The sequence below is a fragment of the uncultured Streptococcus sp. genome, from assembly GCF_963536705.1.
In the GTDB taxonomy this organism is placed as follows: domain Bacteria; phylum Bacillota; class Bacilli; order Lactobacillales; family Streptococcaceae; genus Streptococcus.
Window position 1 is genome coordinate 16,993 of the sequence record NZ_CAUTAP010000023.1, and the last position, 17,020, is coordinate 34,012.

15 protein-coding genes and 1 pseudogene are annotated in these 17,020 nt (G+C 44.0%); 6 read left to right on the plus strand and 10 right to left on the minus strand.

Annotated elements, in window-relative coordinates:
• Positions 1–15 precede the first annotated feature (15 nt).
• The 5 genes from RWX26_RS10840 (at position 16) to RWX26_RS10860 (ending at position 5,085) form a co-directional block, all read left to right on the plus strand.
• On the plus strand, positions 16–1,098 hold the full coding sequence (locus RWX26_RS10840; RefSeq protein WP_314581655.1) for a Xaa-Pro peptidase family protein: 1,083 nt from the start codon (positions 16–18) through the stop codon (positions 1,096–1,098).
• 426 nt (positions 1,099–1,524) lie between these two features.
• Positions 1,525–2,571: an iron ABC transporter permease gene (locus RWX26_RS10845; RefSeq protein WP_314581657.1), complete on the plus strand. Its 1,047-nt coding sequence runs from the start codon at positions 1,525–1,527 to the stop codon at positions 2,569–2,571.
• A 1-nt stretch (position 2,572) separates the two neighbouring features.
• Positions 2,573–3,328 (plus strand): ABC transporter ATP-binding protein, encoded by a 756-nt coding sequence (locus tag RWX26_RS10850; RefSeq protein WP_314581660.1) that lies wholly within the window; start codon positions 2,573–2,575, stop codon positions 3,326–3,328.
• A gap of 55 nt (positions 3,329–3,383) precedes the next feature.
• On the plus strand, positions 3,384–4,412 hold the full coding sequence (locus RWX26_RS10855) for an ABC transporter substrate-binding protein (RefSeq protein WP_314581662.1): 1,029 nt from the start codon (positions 3,384–3,386) through the stop codon (positions 4,410–4,412).
• Positions 4,393–5,085 (plus strand): alpha/beta hydrolase-fold protein, encoded by a 693-nt coding sequence (locus RWX26_RS10860; protein ID WP_314581665.1) that lies wholly within the window; start codon positions 4,393–4,395, stop codon positions 5,083–5,085. Before RWX26_RS10855 ends, RWX26_RS10860 begins: the two co-directional genes overlap by 20 nt.
• A gap of 121 nt (positions 5,086–5,206) precedes the next feature.
• Here RWX26_RS10860 and RWX26_RS10865 read toward each other — a convergent pair.
• The 9 genes and pseudogenes from RWX26_RS10865 to RWX26_RS10905 all read right to left on the minus strand — a co-directional run bounded on the left by RWX26_RS10865 (position 5,207) and on the right by RWX26_RS10905 (position 14,581).
• Positions 5,207–6,395, minus strand: a pseudogene (locus RWX26_RS10865) (NADH-dependent flavin oxidoreductase).
• A gap of 118 nt (positions 6,396–6,513) precedes the next feature.
• Complete coding sequence (locus RWX26_RS10870) at positions 6,514–7,077, minus strand: Ada metal-binding domain-containing protein (RefSeq protein WP_314581668.1); 564 nt, start codon at positions 7,075–7,077, stop codon at positions 6,514–6,516.
• Positions 7,074–7,568: a methylated-DNA--[protein]-cysteine S-methyltransferase gene (locus RWX26_RS10875; RefSeq protein ID WP_049540659.1), complete on the minus strand. Its 495-nt coding sequence runs from the start codon at positions 7,566–7,568 to the stop codon at positions 7,074–7,076. The genes RWX26_RS10870 and RWX26_RS10875 overlap by 4 nt, the downstream gene beginning before the upstream one ends.
• Positions 7,569–7,594: 26 nt before the next feature.
• Entirely contained in the window at positions 7,595–8,500 is a 906-nt protein-coding gene (locus RWX26_RS10880; RefSeq protein ID WP_314581671.1) for a DNA-3-methyladenine glycosylase, read from the minus strand.
• A 124-nt stretch (positions 8,501–8,624) separates the two neighbouring features.
• Positions 8,625–9,476 carry a VOC family protein gene (locus RWX26_RS10885; protein WP_314581672.1) on the minus strand — a complete coding sequence of 284 codons (852 nt, stop codon included), beginning with the start codon at positions 9,474–9,476 and terminating at the stop codon, positions 8,625–8,627.
• Positions 9,477–9,703: 227 nt separating this feature from the next.
• Positions 9,704–10,156, minus strand: a complete 453-nt coding sequence (locus RWX26_RS10890) for an Rrf2 family transcriptional regulator (RefSeq protein WP_002931101.1) — start codon at positions 10,154–10,156, stop codon at positions 9,704–9,706.
• Between the two features lie 56 nt (positions 10,157–10,212).
• A complete protein-coding gene (locus RWX26_RS10895; protein ID WP_314581686.1) occupies positions 10,213–11,061 on the minus strand; it encodes a metallophosphoesterase family protein in 849 nt (282 codons plus the stop codon).
• A 93-nt stretch (positions 11,062–11,154) separates the two neighbouring features.
• Positions 11,155–13,878 carry an FtsX-like permease family protein gene (locus RWX26_RS10900; RefSeq protein WP_314581675.1) on the minus strand — a complete coding sequence of 908 codons (2,724 nt, stop codon included), beginning with the start codon at positions 13,876–13,878 and terminating at the stop codon, positions 11,155–11,157.
• A 1-nt stretch (position 13,879) separates the two neighbouring features.
• Complete coding sequence (locus tag RWX26_RS10905; protein ID WP_314581678.1) at positions 13,880–14,581, minus strand: ABC transporter ATP-binding protein; 702 nt, start codon at positions 14,579–14,581, stop codon at positions 13,880–13,882.
• A 142-nt stretch (positions 14,582–14,723) separates the two neighbouring features.
• Here RWX26_RS10905 and RWX26_RS10910 point away from each other — a divergent pair, with 142 nt between their 5' ends.
• Positions 14,724–15,284 (plus strand): TetR/AcrR family transcriptional regulator, encoded by a 561-nt coding sequence (locus RWX26_RS10910; protein WP_314581681.1) that lies wholly within the window; start codon positions 14,724–14,726, stop codon positions 15,282–15,284.
• A gap of 89 nt (positions 15,285–15,373) precedes the next feature.
• Here RWX26_RS10910 and RWX26_RS10915 read toward each other — a convergent pair.
• The coding region (locus tag RWX26_RS10915; protein ID WP_314581683.1) for a C69 family dipeptidase at positions 15,374–17,020 on the minus strand (1,647 nt) is incomplete at its 5' end.

The window sequence follows — 17,020 nt, forward strand, 5'->3', positions numbered from 1 at the left end:
AAGAAGGTTGTGACCATGACAAAAATCCAACAAATCACCCACTATCTCGAGAATGAGAAGCTAGATGCTGCTGTTCTGTCTGATCCAGTCACTATCAATTATCTGACTGGTTTCTACAGCGACCCGCATGAGCGGCAGATGTTTTTGTTTGTCTATCCTGACCATGAGCCCCTGCTCTTCGTGCCAGCTTTAGAAGTTGAGCGTGCTTCAGGTTCTGTTTCCTTTTCAGTCCTTGGCTATATGGACTCTGAAAATCCTTGGCAGAAGATTAAAGCTGCCCTGCCGGCTCACTCCTTCAAGACTGTCGCTCTTGAGTTTGATAACTTGATTTTGACCAAATATCATGGATTGAAAACTGTCTTTGATAGTGCAGAATTTACCAACCTGACACCTTACGTCAACCGCTTGCGCCTGATTAAGTCTGCCGATGAAATCCAGAAAATGCTGGTAGCTGGACAATATGCTGACAAGGCTGTCAATATCGGTTTTGACAATATCTCACTGGACAATACTGAAACGGATATCATCGCTCAGATTGACTTTGCCATCAAGCGAGAAGGCTATGAGATGAGCTTTGAAACTATGGTGCTGACGGGAAATAATGCAGCTAATCCGCATGGCATTCCCGGAGCAAATAAGGTTGAAAATAACGCCCTCCTGCTCTTTGACCTTGGCTGCATGGTCAATGGCTATGCCAGCGATATGACGCGGACTGTTGCTGTTGGTCAGCCGGACCAGTTCAAAAAAGATATCTACCATCTGACATTGGAAGCCCAACAAGCTGCTCTTGACTTTATCAAGCCAGGTGTCACAGCTCATGAAGTAGACCGTGCCGCTCGGCAAGTCATTGAAAAAGCGGGCTATGGTGAGTATTTCAACCATCGTCTCGGCCATGGTATCGGTATGGATGTTCACGAATTTCCATCTATCATGGAGGGCAACGACATGGTCATCGAAGAAGGCATGTGCTTCTCTGTTGAGCCTGGTATCTATATCCCTGGCAAAGTCGGTGTCCGCATCGAAGACTGCGGCCATGTCACTAAGAATGGTTTTGAACTCTTCACCGAAACTAGCAAGGACTTGCTGTATTTTGAATAGAATTTTATAAGCCTATATTGTGTCTTGAATGATTATTAGGTTTGGCAAAGGAATTCTGATTCTTTGAGCTATCATTGTTGTACATCGTTATAGCTCTCTTAGTCCTTAAGCATTTATAATTTCAAAAAACGATAGAAAAGTTTCTGTCGTTTTTTCTTGTTTTCTAGTAATTATACTAAGTCATTTAGATTCACCCACTTTTTCTCCAATGAAGTCGTCTCTCGAGACTTTCCGAAGAACTCAATTACTCCGCACTAACCAGTTTTTACACTAGCAAGATGATTTCATCACTGAAAGGATAAAGCGTCATTAAATCTTGTCATATCAGAGGTTTTTATCCCTTCTTGCCCTTCTGATTTAAAAATGTTATAATTTTTTATGAAAAATTGTCTAAAAATTCTAATCTTTGCTGTTAAGGAGGTCTGGATGCTCTTCAAAAGGTCAGAAAATCACGGATTTTCTCGCTATCTCTGCCTAATCTTGCTTCTCATCATTTTTCTGGCTTTCTCCCTCTTTTTAGCTGTATCTTTGGGATCGGTCACTATTGATATACAGGATACTTACCAGATTATTTTCAGCAAGCTCGGTTTTTCCCTCGGCACAGGCAAACTATCGCCGTCTACAATCGCTATTGTTTGGAACATGCGGGTTCCAAGAGTGCTCTTAGGAATCCTAGTTGGTGCTGGGCTGTCTGTCTGTGGCAGCGTCATGCAATCTACTGTCAATAATCCCATCGCAGAGCCTTATATCCTAGGAATTTCAGCGGGTGCAACATTCGGAGCTACACTAAGCATTATCTTAGGACTCAAATCCATTACTGGCACAGGTGCCTTTATAGGAGCCATTCTGGCATCAGCTGTGGTCCTTTTTATCGCATCCATGCAGGGAAAAATGACGACAAGCAGTCTGATTTTATCAGGAACAGTTGTAAATGCCCTCTTTATCGCCTTTTCCAACTTTATCATTTCTGTCGGTGCCAACGCTGATAGTGTTATGACGATCAAGTTCTGGACCATGGGCTCGCTAGCCGGAACTTCTTGGTCAGGCCTTGCCTTGCCAGCTCTTGTTGTTGGTTTCTCCTTTTTGTTTTTCTGTTCCCAGTATCGGATTTTCAATACTATGATGATGGGGGACGAAGCAGCTTTGACACTGGGAGTTCCTCTGCGTTTTTACTGGTTCCTTTATATCACAGTTGTCGCAGTCATGACTGCGGTGCTGGTTGCCTGCTGCGGCATTATCGGCTTCGTCGGACTAATCACTCCGCACATTGCTCGAAGATTAGTCGGTACCAACTACAAAAGGCTCTTTCCTATCGCTACCCTGCTCGGCTCTCTCTTTCTGGTCTGGGCAGATGTTTTGGCTCGAATTTTGGTCAAAAATGCCGAGCTGCCTATTGGAATCTTCACTGCTTTGGTCGGTGCACCCTTCTTTATCTATATTGTAGCCAAAAGCCGAAAGGAGGTAAGCAGCTGATATGGATCTAACTTGCCAAAATATCCACTATGCTGTCGGCCAAAAAGAAATCTTAAGAGGGATTTCACTCACGGTCAAGGGAAATCAGTTTCATACCATTTTAGGGCCCAACGGAAGCGGCAAAACTAGTCTTCTCAAAACCATCTACCGCCAAATCAAACCTGACAGCGGGGACATTTATCTAAACGGTAGGCCACTCGAACAGGTCAGCATAAAAAAAGCAGCCCAGAAAATAGCCGTTGTAACTCAGTTTAACCATCTTCAGTTTGACTGCACCGTCCAAGAAATCGTCATGCTGGGCAGGACGCCACATCTGTCCCTTTTTCAAAAAGAGAGCGAAAAAGACTATGCCCTTGTCCGTCATGCCTTGAGGCAGGTGGACATGCTAGACAAGGGAGAGCGAACCTATCTCTCCCTATCTGGTGGTGAGAAGCAGAGAGTCTTGCTGGCACGTGCTTTGGCTCAGCAGCCAAGCCTACTGCTCCTAGACGAGCCGACCAATCATCTGGATATCAAATACCAGCTGGATATGCTGCGTATCGTCAAAGACCTGAACATCAATGTTTTGGCTGTTTTACACGATATCCAACTGGCTTGTCGGTATTCAGACTATTTGTACCTCATGAAAGGAGGTGAGATTGCATACCAAGGTGCTCCAAAGGAGGCCATCACCCATGATTCACTGCAAGCCGTTTACGGTATTCAGAGCAAAGTGATCTGGACCAAGGATCGACAGGCCATGATTCAGTATCTATAAGAGCCTGCTCTCAGCTTTATCTATACAAGCTCCAAGCCCAAGAAAGGAAGGCAATATGAAAAAAACACTCAGTATCTTACTCGTCGCAACTGCTGCACTGACAATGGCAGCCTGCAATTCTTCATCTAAAGAAAGTACGAAAGAAAGCTCAACTTCACAATCTTCCTCCAAAACAGAAAGCGCGAAAAAGAGCACAGCAGAGACAAAATATCCAGTGACAATCAAGACTTACGATGCCGAAGGTAAGGAGATTGAACAGGTCTTTGAAAAGGCACCGGAAAAGGTCATCACCAACAACCTTTCGACGACCGAAATCTTGATTGAACTAGGATTGAAAGACAAGATCGCCGGTATGCTCAATCCAGACAACGATGTCACAGATAAATACAAGGCTGATATTGCCACCATTCCGCAAGTCGGCGACAAGAAAACCGTATCACAGGAAACTGTGCTATCCTATGAGCCAGATGCTCTTCTTGGTCGAAACATGATGTTTTCCGAGAAGTCTCTGGGTACAGTCAGTGCCTGGAATGAAAACAAAATCCCTGTCTATACACAGAAGGCTTCCCTGTCCAATACCAAGCAAGACCTAGGCAATATCGTTGAAGATGTCAAGAATATAGGAACCATCTTTAACGTTCAAGACAAGGCCAACCAGTATGCTGACCAGCTGCAGGCAAGAATTGACAGTGTCAAGAAAACCAATAAGGCTAGTCAAGGGGAAAAGAAAAAAGCGCTCATCATGTGTGCCTACAACGATGAGACTTTCGGTGCCTATAAATCTGCCCTGCAGGAGAGTCTGCTCAACCAGCTCGGCTATACCAATGTAGCGACTGGAACCTCTGACCTAACCTTGGAAAATCTGGTCTCTATGGATCCAGAAGTCATCATCTACGTAACCAGCGACCGCAACAAGGCCATGGATGAGCAAGCAGTTGATCTAATGAAAGCCAATCCAGTTCTGGAAGATGTCCTAGCGGTCAAAAATCAGAAAATCATGACCATCTCCTATGATGAGTTCATGGATTATGGACCTGCTGTAATCGACTCACTCGAGAAAATCAATGACTTTGTCAATAAATAAGACCTTTGTCTGGGAGGGTATCACTGTCAATATTGCCCTGCCCCAAGATTATGACGGATCACGACCTTATCCAGCAATCTTGCTAAATGATGGACAGACAAACTACCTGAGCAGGCTTTCTTCATCGGTAATCTTGATCGGACTGATATCAAATAACAGGCTGGACGATTATACACCCTGGAAAGCCAATGCTCTAAAGTTTGGCAATCCAGATTTTGGCGGCAGAGCAGATAGCTACCATCAGAAACTATTCAACGGTATATTAGCGGAAATCAGACAGCACTACCTACTGGATGACAAGAGAATTGCCTATGGTGGTTACTCTCTCGGTGGACTAGCGGCTGTTTACAGTCTCTATAGTGTCTGCGAAGTTCTCTGTGTTTTTTCTATCTGCGGTTCCTTTTGGTACCCAGGTTTTACCGACTATTGCCGGACACGGGAGTTGAAAAACAAGGACTGTCTAGTCTATTTGCAGAATGGAAAGACAGAAGGTGCGAATCATTCAAACCGACTTTCCAAAGCTCCTTTTTATGCTGCAAAAATTCATCGCTTGATTCAGAAAAAAATTCTTACCACTTGCTCCGTCTTTGATCCTTACGGTCATCATGAAGCCCTCAAAGAGCGCTATGCTGCCTTTGTCGACTGGCTGGCCACACAATGGCATATTGACTAATGAAAATCCCCTTTGTCACTTACAGCAGCTGACAAAGGGGGTTTTTAGTTTATTACTGTACGAAAAAAAGACTCTCACCAGTAAAATGGTAAAAGTCTTGGAAAAAATTACACCAAAATTATTACTGTCCCTCATCCCCAAATTTACCAGTATGAAGGTGGATAATACTATCATGACCAGGTAGAACGGGCAGCCCGCCAGAATCCTTACGGCTGAACACTTCAAGCAAGCCTGGTGTCAATTGAGAGTTTTTCAACTGCTCAGGGCTAATCTCATGGACAATTTCTGCTCCTCGCCCCGTCTGTACCTTATAGCCAAACAGCGGGTCAATCAAGGTACCACGGCCGATTGCAACTAAATCCGCAGCCGTATCCTCAATAGCAGCTTCTGCATCTTCCTGACCAAAGACACCACCGATTGTAATCAGTTTGGTTTGCTCATCCATCACTTCCTTAAAATGATCTGCATAGCTCTTGTCTGATCCTGCAGGTTTTGAATCATAGCCAGCCAAAAGCGACAAATGGATGTAGTCTAGTTCGTGCTTGACCAGCTCCTTGACCAAAAGCTTGGCTTCTTCATAAGTATAGCCCACTTGATCTTCATGGATTTCATCTGGACTAATTCGATAGCCAATAATAAAATCTTCCGGCGCGTACTTGGCCGCAGCACGCTTCACTTCCTCGACTACTGCCAAAGGAAAGGCCATACGTTTTTCCAAAGTTCCGCCCCATCTGTCCTGACGAACATTGGATGTGCTAGAAAAGAATTGCTGCAGCAGATAGTGGTTGGCACCATGGATTTCTACTCCTGAAAAACCAGCTTGAACTGCACGTTTGACTGCCCGACCAAAATCCTTGATAATTTCAAGGATTTCTTCATCAGTCATTTCTCTCACTGGATATGGCAGGAAAGAAAAATCTAAGGCACTGGGAGCCAATACTTCCTCACCCTTCAAAGCACGGCCTGAAGCTGCTATCCCACCATGATGAAGCTGCAAAATCGCTTTATTGCCATCTTTTTGAAGGGCAGCAGCTAATTTTCTCTCCCCTTCGATGTGGTCATCAGAGTAAATACCTAATTGAACTGGATAGCCAGTCTGGTAACAAGGCCCTCCTGATGGACTGACATAATGAAATTCAGTAATCAAAAGACTGGCTGCCTGAGAGCGTGCTCCGTAGTATCGCAAAGTATCATCAGACACAAATCCTCCTTCTAAGCCACTGAAAGTATACATAGGGGGACAGCACCAAACGGTTGGTTAATTTGGCACCGTGACGCAATTGAATCGGGTCTATAATTTGTTTAGACATAGTAAAAATCTCCTTTCTTCTCCAACAATTATATATATGTTTTTCAATAAGTATTTATTACCAACAGGTATTCGCTATTAAAATCTATGCTGTAACATAATGAGAATTCATTATACTCTTATTTATAATGTCGTTTTCTATACTCCATCGGACTCACTCCGTAAGTCTTCCGAAATAATTTTGCGAAATAGGCTGCATGCAGGCCACCTGAATGCTCTGCAACTTCTTGTATTGAGAGATTAGTGTTGATTAGTATTTCTTTAGAGTATTCTAATCGAAGTTCGCGTAAACGTTCTTGTGGTGTTTTTCCAGTCACACTCTTATAGACATGCCGAAGATAAGACTCAGAGCCTTTTGCCATAAAAGCTAAATCTTTCAAAGTTAAACTTTGCTGGAAATATTCTTTTAAAATATGATCAATTTCTTCTACCCACTCCTCTTTGCTAACCGGCTTTCCTAGTGGACGGCATCGTTTACATGGTCTATATCCTGCTTCAACTGCCTGCTCTGCTTTTTGAAAAATCGTTACATTTTCTTTTTTGGGAAGACGAGAGGCACATGAGGGACGACAGAAAATTCCGGTACTTCTAACACCATACCAAAAAAACGTATCATAATCACTGTTATTACTTTTAATAGCCTCCCACTCCCAATCTTCAGCCATATGTCCTAACGCCATCATTTCCTCGCCTCCAGCTTCAGCAGGTAAGCTTTTTTATCAAGTCCGCCGGCATAACCCGTCAGCTCGCCATCGCTTCCAACGATCCGATGACAGGGAATTAAAATAGAAATAGGATTATGCCCAATCGCACCTCCGACTGCTCTGGCCGAACCAATCTTACCATACTCGGCTTGTAATTCTCGTAGAATATCTGAATAGGTAGCCGTCTGACCGTAGGAAATCTTCTGCAACACTGCCAGAACCTTGCTTCTAAACTCAGTCACTTGAGGTGCCAATGGAATTTCATCTGTTGGGGGATTTTCCCCCTTAAAATAAGCATCTAGCCATGCAACAACGCGTTGGCTTACTTCTGTCTCCTCCTGCTGTGCTTGCTCCAAATCATAGCCTGCACCATAATATTTCTGTCCTTCCAGCCACAGCCCCAGCAGGGCAGTTTCGTCCGTCATAATGAGAATACGGCCGATTGGGGATTTGTAATAAGTTATGTACATTTCTTCTCCTTTTCGATGATAATCAACTAATAAAGCAAACGCCAAATATAAAAAACTGCATATGAACACCATGTTCCCCACTCATTTTTTAACTTTAACAGCAATTCCTTAGACGGTTTCTCATCTAAACCAAGTATATAAGATATGCCATTCTGCAATCCAATGTCAGCCATCGGAAAAGCCGATTGGATACGAAAACATCGCATCATCACATAATGAGCCGTCCACGGACCGACACCATAAAGTTTAAGCAGCTCTTTTTCAATTTGCTCAGCTGTATCTAACTTTTGATAATAACTTCTTGAAATGGTGCCCTGATACAAGAGCTTTGATATTGTTTGCAAATATTCTGCTTTTTTACGAGTCATTTGCAACTCCAATAACTCCTCAGCCATACTATTCGCAACCATCTTTGGCTTTGGATAAAGCCAGTAAGTTTCATGGTTATAGTGAAAAGCTTCGCCATATTTCTTGACAAAACGTTCTTTTAGGGTATAAGCATAAGCAAGATTTACCTGCTGTCCTAAAATTCCCCAAGTAATAGCCTCATAAAAATCTGGGACACCAATCAAACGAAGTCCGTAAAATTTCTGAACCAAAGGAGATAAAATATCATCTTCTTGTGCAAACTGATAAAAGTTATCTAACGACTGATCTAAATCCAACCAATCTCTGACAAAATTGCTAATAACTTTTCTAGCCTCAGCAGAAAAAATAGTCTGATTTTCCGCCTGGATACATATCTCTTGAACATGCTCATTGTAAAAAATCGTACAAAGATAAAATTCATTTTCAACTTTAAACAAGCGCTTAATTCTGTCATTTGCAACTTGGTACATCACTTCCTTTTCCTCTCTTGATAAGTAGGAAATGATTTGTCCCCAGTCAAAGATAGATGACGTTTCTAAATAGATTATATTTTTAGCTAACATATCTCCACCTTTCTTTTAGTTATTATACCATCATTTTGGAAGCGGAAATATAACAATCTGGCTTTCTCATCAGAAAAACAAAATCCCCCTATCTTTAACAGATGGGGGATGATATCGTATTTAACTAGGTGACTTGGAGCTTTGCCACAATCCCATCTGGGTCTGTGACTTCTAGCTCTTGGGAGCTAATCCATCGGACTGGCGCCTGCAAGTCCAGAGCATTTTCATAAATTGCTACTAGGTCTTCTTTTCCTTGAACTTGCGCCTCAAAATAGGCTAGTCCCAGTTGCATCGGTTGACGATGATTCAAGTGAGAACCTCCCCATTCATTGACTGCTAAATGATGATGATATTTCCCGGATGCCAGCCAGCTAGCAGAAGGTACAGAAAATTTGTCCTCTAAGCCTAGAAGCTTTTGGTAAAAATGACTTGCTGCTCTGCTATTTTTCACAGACAGGTGGACATGGCCCATACGAGTTCCTTCTGCAATACTAAACGTTTGGACTTCCTGACCTAGTTCATAGATTTCTTGAGCCGCTAGAGCTTCCGTCACTCCGATAATGCGGCCATCTTCCCGAATATCCCAATCAGTCTGAGGCTTGTCCCGATAAAGCTCAATGCCATTGCCTTCTGGGTCCTCCAGATAAATGGCTTCACTATAACCGTGATCCGCCCCTCCAACCATAGGAACTTTACTTTCTGATAAATGCTTCAGGATATCTGCCAAGGCTTGACGGCTTGGAAGCAAAAGCGCCAGATGATAAAGACCATAAGCCGACTTGACTGACTGCCGGTCACTGGTCGCTAAGAGTCTCACCAGCACTTGCCCGTCCTGGCCCAAAGCCACCTGTCCATCCTGCTCTTCCAAAAGCTCCAGCCCTAAAACGCGCTGATAAAAGTCCTTTTGTCTTGCTAAATCGGCCACATAAAGTGCCACCTCTCCTAGATAAATCTTGCTTTCATATTCAAAAGTCATGTTTTTCTCCTCTCTTAAATTTAAAATTTCAGCAGTGCTCCTGCTCAATCTTTTTTTATTTTCTCAAAAATGAGATAGGTTCCTTGATGCGGATGCCTGCCTTTCTATTTGCTCCGAAAGATTATTTTAAATTGTAATCATTTATATTATATCTACTAGTATAGCACATCTTAATGTAATGTCAATGATTACATCTCGGGATATTATTCACCAAAAAAACAATCTGCTCACTGGGAAACAGATTGTTCTTTAATTTCTTTTTCGGTTGCTGCGACGACCTCGTCAAGGCTGGTCTGAGCCAATTCAGCTTCCATGGCTGCCTGAATAGCCGCCAATCGGTCATCTAAGACATTGTGAATGTTCTTGCCGATAGGACAGTCTGGATTGGGCTTATCATGAAAACTAAAGAGCTGGCCGCTCTTGCCCAGACATTCAACTGCGCTATAGACGTCCAACAGGCTAATGTCTTTCAAATCTTTAGCAATCTCTGCTCCTCCAGTCCCACGAGCAACGGTAATCATGCCGGCATTCTTGAGCTGGGACAGGGTCTTGCGAATAATAACTGGATTGACGCCAACACTGCCAGCAAGGATATCACTTGTCAGTTTTTGTTTTTTTCCCTCCAAAGCCAGGACAATCAGCATATGAGTGGCAATGGTAAAACGACTAGAAATCTGCATTTTTTCTCCTCCCTTATCATTTTCTCTCACTATTATATCTCAAAAATGGTGTAACTTCAAGAGTTACGACCGGACTTTAAGAAAGCTTCAATATCGTCTGCATAGCCTTCCCGCTCACTGATTTCCCGCAGCAGGTCGTGGTTATGGGTATGGTGGATACCATTGACTAAACTCTCCCGATAAATCTCATAGTAAGGCAAGTGGAGCTCCCGAGCCAATCGCAGTTCCTGCTCCACATCGTAGGCCACGCGCCGCAGGTCGACATCAGCCAGACCCTTCTCATCAATCTCTAAAATGGCATACTGGGCTCGCAAGTCCTGACGCAAAGCTGAATCAAGAAAGAACGGCTGACCAATAGAGCCGGGATTGATGATCAGCTGTCCCTGAGTCCCATAACGAAGAAACTGCTGGTGAATATGACCATAAACAGCAACAGCACAATCATTTCCTTCAAAAAGGCGGTCGAAATCACTCTGCTCGCCAATATGAATCAACTCCCGCCCCCAGTTCTTATCAGGCAGATGGTGGCTGACTGCAATCTTCAATCCTTCTACTTCTGTCAAGATTTGCAGAGGAAGTTCCTGCATACGGTCAATCTCTTCAGGACTGATTTCCTCTAGGACAAAATGGCAGAGCCGAGTCAGGTAGAGATGGCTGGGACGTGTCAAGTCTAACTTTTGATGCAGGGCATGCCAGAGACTATCTTCCCAATTCCCTCTGACCTGGAGGCTGATGTGCAGCTGCTCCATCCTGTCTAGGATATTCCTGCGACCGGTTCCTGGCAGGAGCAAATCCCCCAAAAACCAATAGTCTGTCACCTGCTGGCTTTCCGCATCCGCCAGTACTGCTTCCAAGGCTGTGCTATTCCCATGCACATCTGATAATAAGGCAATTTTTCGTGTCATCATGTGTCTTTCTCTTTCTTTACAAAGAATATTATATCAAAGTTCAAAAAAACTTCCACCCATCAAGTGAGTGAAAGTTTTGAAGTCTTTTTATCAATCAACAGACTTGAGTGCTTCCAGCATATCCACCCGTCTGAGGCGGTAGTTGACAAAGAAGCCAAGTAAGGTCAGAATAAGAGTCACTGCAGTTAGAGGGAACAGATAGACTGAGGGACTTACTTGAGGGTTTAAGCTGATAATACTAGGCGCAACCTTCTCAATCAAAAAACGATGCAGGAAGAAACCGCCTAGAAGCCCAACTGCCATCCCAATCACTGACAGAATAATGGTCTCTCGATAGATATAGAGGGTCACTTCCTTATTGTGGAAGCCCAGAACCTTGATGGTAGACAGTTCGCGAATCCGCTCGGCTACATTGATATTGGTCAGATTGTAGAGAATGACGACTGCTAAAAGAATAGAAATCAGGACCAAAACCAGCATTGTATTATTAAGAGAATCTGCTAGGACGTTGAACTGCTTCACCATGCTTGCGTTTTGGGAAACACTCTTGACAGATTTGAGGCTCATAAATTCATTGGCCTTATCGACAATATTTTCGCTGGAAGAGTCCTTGAGCCGCACTAGATAAGCATTTTTATCGGGCTTTTTCCCGTAAATTTTCTGGTAGTCAGTCGCCTTCATAAAGGCAAAATGGCCAAAATGATTCTCATTGACTGCTGCGAGCTTGACAGACTTGCCACCCAGCTCTATACTGCCACCGGGGCTAACTCCAGCTATGCGGGCCAATTTATCCGAAACCACTGCACCGTCCTTGAGAGTCAGCTTTTGCTGGTTGTCAGGACTTTCCATAGAAATAAAAGGTTCAAAATTTTCCTTGTCCGTAACCATTAAAGTGACTGATTCTGTCTCTTTTTTTCCTTTGTATTTCTCTGTTAGGGTTTCACTATGGATTTCCTGATAGTCAGCAATCGAGTCATTTGCCAGCATCTTTTTCAGCTTGTCCTGCTCAGCCTGATTTTCCCCAGGATTGACAGCGACAATCAAGTCGTATCGTAAAATCTCCTCAAACTGACGTTTTGGAATACCACCAATAGAAGATTGGAGTCCTAGACCGGCAAAGAGCAGGGCAACGGAACCCGCTACACCAAAGATGGTCATGAGCATTCGCTGCTTATAGCGAAAGATATTGCGAGCTGTGACTTTCTGAGTAAAGCTAAGACGCCGCCAGATAAGGGGCAGTCTTTCCAAAAAGATCTTAGAGCCTTTGACCGGTGGCTTGGGCAAAAGCAAGTGAGCTGCTTCTTCTGTCAACTCCCGCCTCGCCACCAAATAGGCAGGGAGAACACTGGATAGAAGGGAAAGTCCCAGAGCCAGTAAACTATAGGAAATATAAAAATAAGCATGAGGGGCAGAAAGCACCATCCCTCTGGTAATAATAGAAGAAATCACTCCTGACAAGAAATAATGTCCCAACAGAATTCCTATGAGGGTACCGAGACTCCCCGCCGCCAAACCATAAAGCGCAAACTTGCGAATGATATCTCGGCTATGATAGCCTAGAGCCTTAAAGACACCTGCATTTGTTCGCTCCTCATCGACAAAGCGAGTCATGGTGGTAAAGGTCACCATAGCTGCCACCAAATAGAGAACCACCGGGAAGATATTGCCAATCGACGCAATACTATTCATAGAGTTTTTATACATATAATAGCCATTCCCACCTGGCAGCGACTTACGGTCATAGCTATGATAGTCCGGCTCTTTCAAACGACTCAGGTCTGCCTTAGCCTCAGCTAGCTTGTCTTTGCTAGCTGATAAGTCTTTCTCTGCCTGTGCGAGGCCTGCTTTTTTCTGATTGAGCTGGGACTCAGCTTCCTGAATCTGCTGCCGGCTTTGGCTAAGCTGATCGGGAGCTAGGATAGAGGCGGATTGAGCTGCCGCTAGCTGGCTTTTTTGCTGGTCTAGCTGACTCTGAGCTTGCTCTAACTGTTTTTTACCTTGGGTCAGCTCACTCTCAGCCTGAGCAATCTTGTCTTCACCCTTCTGAATGGTGCTTTTGGCATCCGTCTCTAATCGCTTAAACCGGGTCGCTCCATTATCTTCAAGGCTCTTGTCCAAAGCAGTCTGGTGCTCCTCCAAATGCTCCTGATAACTTGCAGAGAAGGGAGCCAGCTTTTCTAAATCATGATAGCGCAGGCGGGCAATACTGTAAACATCTGTATCAAAGGCCTTGGGGCTGACTACAGCATAGGCTGATAAAGCCCCGCTGCCACTAGTCGCATTGCCCAGATTTCTATCAGACCAGAGCTCTGCTGAGTTGACAAAACCCACAATCTTATAAGTCTTGTTTTTCAGAACTGACCGACTGCCTGCTTTCTCGGTCAGATCAATCACCTGACCAAGTTTATATTTTCTAGACCAAAAGCTAGCCAGGGCAATTTCTTGCGCATTCTTGGGAAGACGACCAGAGGTCACTTGAAAGTTTGAAATATCCTTGGTATCTGAGAATACTCGGAGAGCCTCCTCGTCCACGGTGACATCTGTCAGATAGCCAAACTCGACATCAGTTCCCTTGATAGCTTCCAGCTCTTTCTGATCCTCCGCATCCAATCCATAATCCGCCATAACGGCCAAGTCCATGGTTCGCTGCTCTTTCAAGTAATCTGTTGCTGTTCTGCGCATATTGGGTGGAGCGACCTTGAGCCCCACGAGAGCTAAAGAGCCTAGCATCATAAGGATTAAAATAGATAGGAAACGTCCTTTAGAGCTAGTGAAGGAGCGCAGAATATCTTTCCAATAAATCTTTCTCTTCATATCAATACTCCAATGTACTTATATCCTGTGGTTGTTCATTGACTGTAACACTCTTAATCCTCGCATCGTGCATACGGATGACCCGATCAGCAATGGGAGCTAAGGCAGCATTGTGGGTCACGATAATCACCGTCGCCCCTTGATTGCGGCACATATCCTGTAAGATTTGCAGCACTTGCTTGCCAGTATTGTAGTCCAGAGCCCCTGTCGGCTCATCGCAGAGCAAAATCTTGGGATTTTTTGCCACAGCCCTAGCGATAGAGACCCGCTGCTGCTCCCCGCCTGATAACTGCGCAGGAAAATTATTGAGGCGATTTTCCATACCGACCGCAGTTAGAACGGCCACTGGATCTTGAGCATCCTTGACAATCTCAGAAGCCAATTCGACATTTTCCTTGGCCGTCAGGTTGGGCACCAAATTGTAAAACTGAAAGACGAAGCCCACATCATTGCGACGATAGTCCGTCAGCTGGTGGGAATTGTAGTCAGCAATATTCTGGCCGTCTATCAGGATATCTCCCTCATCATTGGTATCCATACCTCCAAGGATATTGAGCACCGTAGACTTACCAGCACCAGAAGCGCCTAGGATAATCACCAGTTCCCCCTTTTCAATCTCAAAAGAAATATCATGATTGGCAACAATTTCTGTCTCACCTATCTGATAACGTTTAAAACTATGTTTCATTTCAATATAAGCCATGACATCATCTCTCCTTTTCAAAGCTCGTCCTCTTAAATCAACAAGGTGTTGATTCTAAATCACAGATATTATATAATGAGCTTAGACAAAAATCAATAACCAAAAATCAACAAAGTGTTGATTTAAGCAAAAAGGAAGAAAAATGGTCCAGAAACGAAAAACTAGCACTAAGGAAGACATCAAGGAAGCCTTGATTCAACTACTATTAGAGGAAAGGTTTGATACTATCTCCATCAGCAAACTCTGCAAACGGGCAGGGATTAATCGCGGCACCTTCTACCTCCACTACCAAGATAAATATCAGATGGTTGATAGTCTCAAAAACGACATTATTTCCCAACTTTCTAGTTATAGCATGTTTGAAGCGGAGAATGAATATCCCAAAAAGTTAATGATAGCAAAATTTCATATACTGCGAGCTAATGAACGTCTTATCAATGCCCTGACCAGAAGCCATTATATTGACTTTCGGGAGGCTATTCGGGAGTACATAACCAGTATCATTCTGAGTGATAAGCAAAAGGCTGCTACCCAGCGTTTTTTAGAGGAGAACTTTCACATCCCTCAGAAATACGCCTTGGAAATCTTCCTATCCAGTGTTGAGGGGATTATTTCTCTTTGGATAGCCGGCGGAGCTCAAGAAGAACCTGAAGAACTCACTGACATCATTTTGACTACTTATAACTATGATTATTTAAGATAAAGGCTCTAGCTTAAAGGATAGCCTAAATAAAAATCGTTTTTTCACCAAGAAAGGCCGAACATATTGCTCGGCCTTCTTTTTATTTTAGATTAGTTTTTCTTTGTTTTCTTCAAAAGGAAGACGACTCCTGCTAGGATAATCAATCCTGCAAGGCCCATGATGGTCACTTGCTCACCTGTTGATGGCAGGTCTTTTTTCTTGGCCTTGACGGACTGCTCATTTCGATACTGCACTTGGTAAACAGAGAAATGATTGGTCGTGAAGCTGATGGTCTGGTTTTGATTAACCGTTACATCAAATTTCTCAACCTGCTTACCATTTTCATCCAAAGCATAGACGGCATCTACTGGCAGATCTTTGCGAAGTGGGATCGTCACAAGAGTTGGACTGACCTGATGCACCGGCTGACCATTCGGATCGGTCAAGCTAATGTCATAAGTATCAGTCGGCTGAATCTTGCTTTCCAGTTTTTTCACAGACAGCTGAAGACCGGCCTTGACCAAGTCAGCGTTTTTCAAGCGAATGCCAGTTGCGAGATCCACCAAGTTGTCATCTTCTACATTGACTTCCGTCCGTGTATCAGAACTGCTAGAGGTTGCCGAAGAGGAAGAACTTGACGAACTTTGAGATGACGAAGAGCCGCTAGAATCTTTGCTGGAGCTAGATGGAGTTGTTTTTGTTGCTTCCTTGATTTTAGCTTCCATTTCAGCTTCTAGCTCTTTCATTTCCTTAAAGACTTGCGCTGCTCGAGCTTGTGTTTCCTCAGTAACTTTTGCTGAAGAGTCTGGCAGAGCTGCATTGGCTGCATCCAGAGCATTTTGCTCCTCAATAAAGCGGGCTTCCAAAGCCTTCCACTTGTCTTGGACAGAAGTACCAAATAGGTCCTGATGCTTGGCCGCCATATCGTAGATATGAGATGCCACCCAGTACCAAGAGTCTGGACTGTAGCTAGTTGTGTTGACCTTATAAGCATCGTAAGTATCCGTGATATTCCCATTATAAGGCAGGTAAGGTGAGAAGCGCGGACTGCCTACCGCCAGCCACATAGTGCCTCCGCCCATATTGGCTGGAACGCCGTCTTTGAGCTGGAAGATATGAGCTTCCATGACATTTGGGTTGCCCAGCGGATATTTGTAAACAGGATCAGTCGTACCGCGTTGTGGCAGCCCCTTACCATCTAGCTCCATTTGGTCCAGCGGTTTGAACTGAGTACCCTCAAAGCGATTGCGCTGCATAGCCATTACATCTGCTACACTGATCTTTCTGTCTGTGGAGTGCATGAGGTCAAAATAAGAGTCGTTATAAGACACGGCCGCATTTTGATCTAGACTAGTGATACCTGCCCAGGCACGAGAACGATCTGCCTCTGCCATCGGTGGATTATAGGACTGAGAAATGTGGAATTTGCCGTCAATTTCTTTATAAGAGTTAGCTTGCTTAGCTACATCCTGAACACCTTTTGAGGCAATGACGTTTTCTGTATCGTCAAAGTCAACACTGCCCAAGAAGAAAGTATTAGGAAAGACTGCATACTTGTCATCTGGGAATTTAATAGCAACATATTGGTGGCCAGATAGAATTTCCATATACCAGACACCGGTCTTGTCAGCAATGGTGATAATATTACCCTCTGCTGCTCCCTGCTCTCTGACAATCTGCGCCATCAGCTCCACACCCTGACGGGCAGTCTGAACATGAGGCAGAACGACAGTTGTCAGGATAGACTCAGCCAAGCC

What these genes read in the sequence shown, in the direction of transcription:
- RWX26_RS10880 (WP_314581671.1), bottom strand. Translation starts at nt 8,500, where the DNA reads ATGTTAGCTAAAAATATAATCTATTTAGAAACGTCATCTATCTTTGAC.
- RWX26_RS10845 (WP_314581657.1), top strand. Translation starts at nt 1,525, where the DNA reads ATGCTCTTCAAAAGGTCAGAAAATCACGGATTTTCTCGCTATCTCTGC.
- RWX26_RS10885 (WP_314581672.1), bottom strand. Translation starts at nt 9,476, where the DNA reads ATGACTTTTGAATATGAAAGCAAGATTTATCTAGGAGAGGTGGCACTT.
- RWX26_RS10860 (WP_314581665.1), top strand. Translation starts at nt 4,393, where the DNA reads ATGACTTTGTCAATAAATAAGACCTTTGTCTGGGAGGGTATCACTGTC.
- RWX26_RS10890 (WP_002931101.1), bottom strand. Translation starts at nt 10,156, where the DNA reads ATGCAGATTTCTAGTCGTTTTACCATTGCCACTCATATGCTGATTGTC.
- RWX26_RS10900 (WP_314581675.1), bottom strand. Translation starts at nt 13,878, where the DNA reads ATGAAGAGAAAGATTTATTGGAAAGATATTCTGCGCTCCTTCACTAGC.
- RWX26_RS10840 (WP_314581655.1), top strand. Translation starts at nt 16, where the DNA reads ATGACAAAAATCCAACAAATCACCCACTATCTCGAGAATGAGAAGCTA.
- RWX26_RS10855 (WP_314581662.1), top strand. Translation starts at nt 3,384, where the DNA reads ATGAAAAAAACACTCAGTATCTTACTCGTCGCAACTGCTGCACTGACA.
- RWX26_RS10910 (WP_314581681.1), top strand. Translation starts at nt 14,724, where the DNA reads ATGGTCCAGAAACGAAAAACTAGCACTAAGGAAGACATCAAGGAAGCC.
- RWX26_RS10850 (WP_314581660.1), top strand. Translation starts at nt 2,573, where the DNA reads ATGGATCTAACTTGCCAAAATATCCACTATGCTGTCGGCCAAAAAGAA.
- RWX26_RS10905 (WP_314581678.1), bottom strand. Translation starts at nt 14,581, where the DNA reads ATGGCTTATATTGAAATGAAACATAGTTTTAAACGTTATCAGATAGGT.
- RWX26_RS10870 (WP_314581668.1), bottom strand. Translation starts at nt 7,077, where the DNA reads ATGATGGCGTTAGGACATATGGCTGAAGATTGGGAGTGGGAGGCTATT.
- RWX26_RS10895 (WP_314581686.1), bottom strand. Translation starts at nt 11,061, where the DNA reads ATGACACGAAAAATTGCCTTATTATCAGATGTGCATGGGAATAGCACA.
- RWX26_RS10875 (WP_049540659.1), bottom strand. Translation starts at nt 7,568, where the DNA reads ATGTACATAACTTATTACAAATCCCCAATCGGCCGTATTCTCATTATG.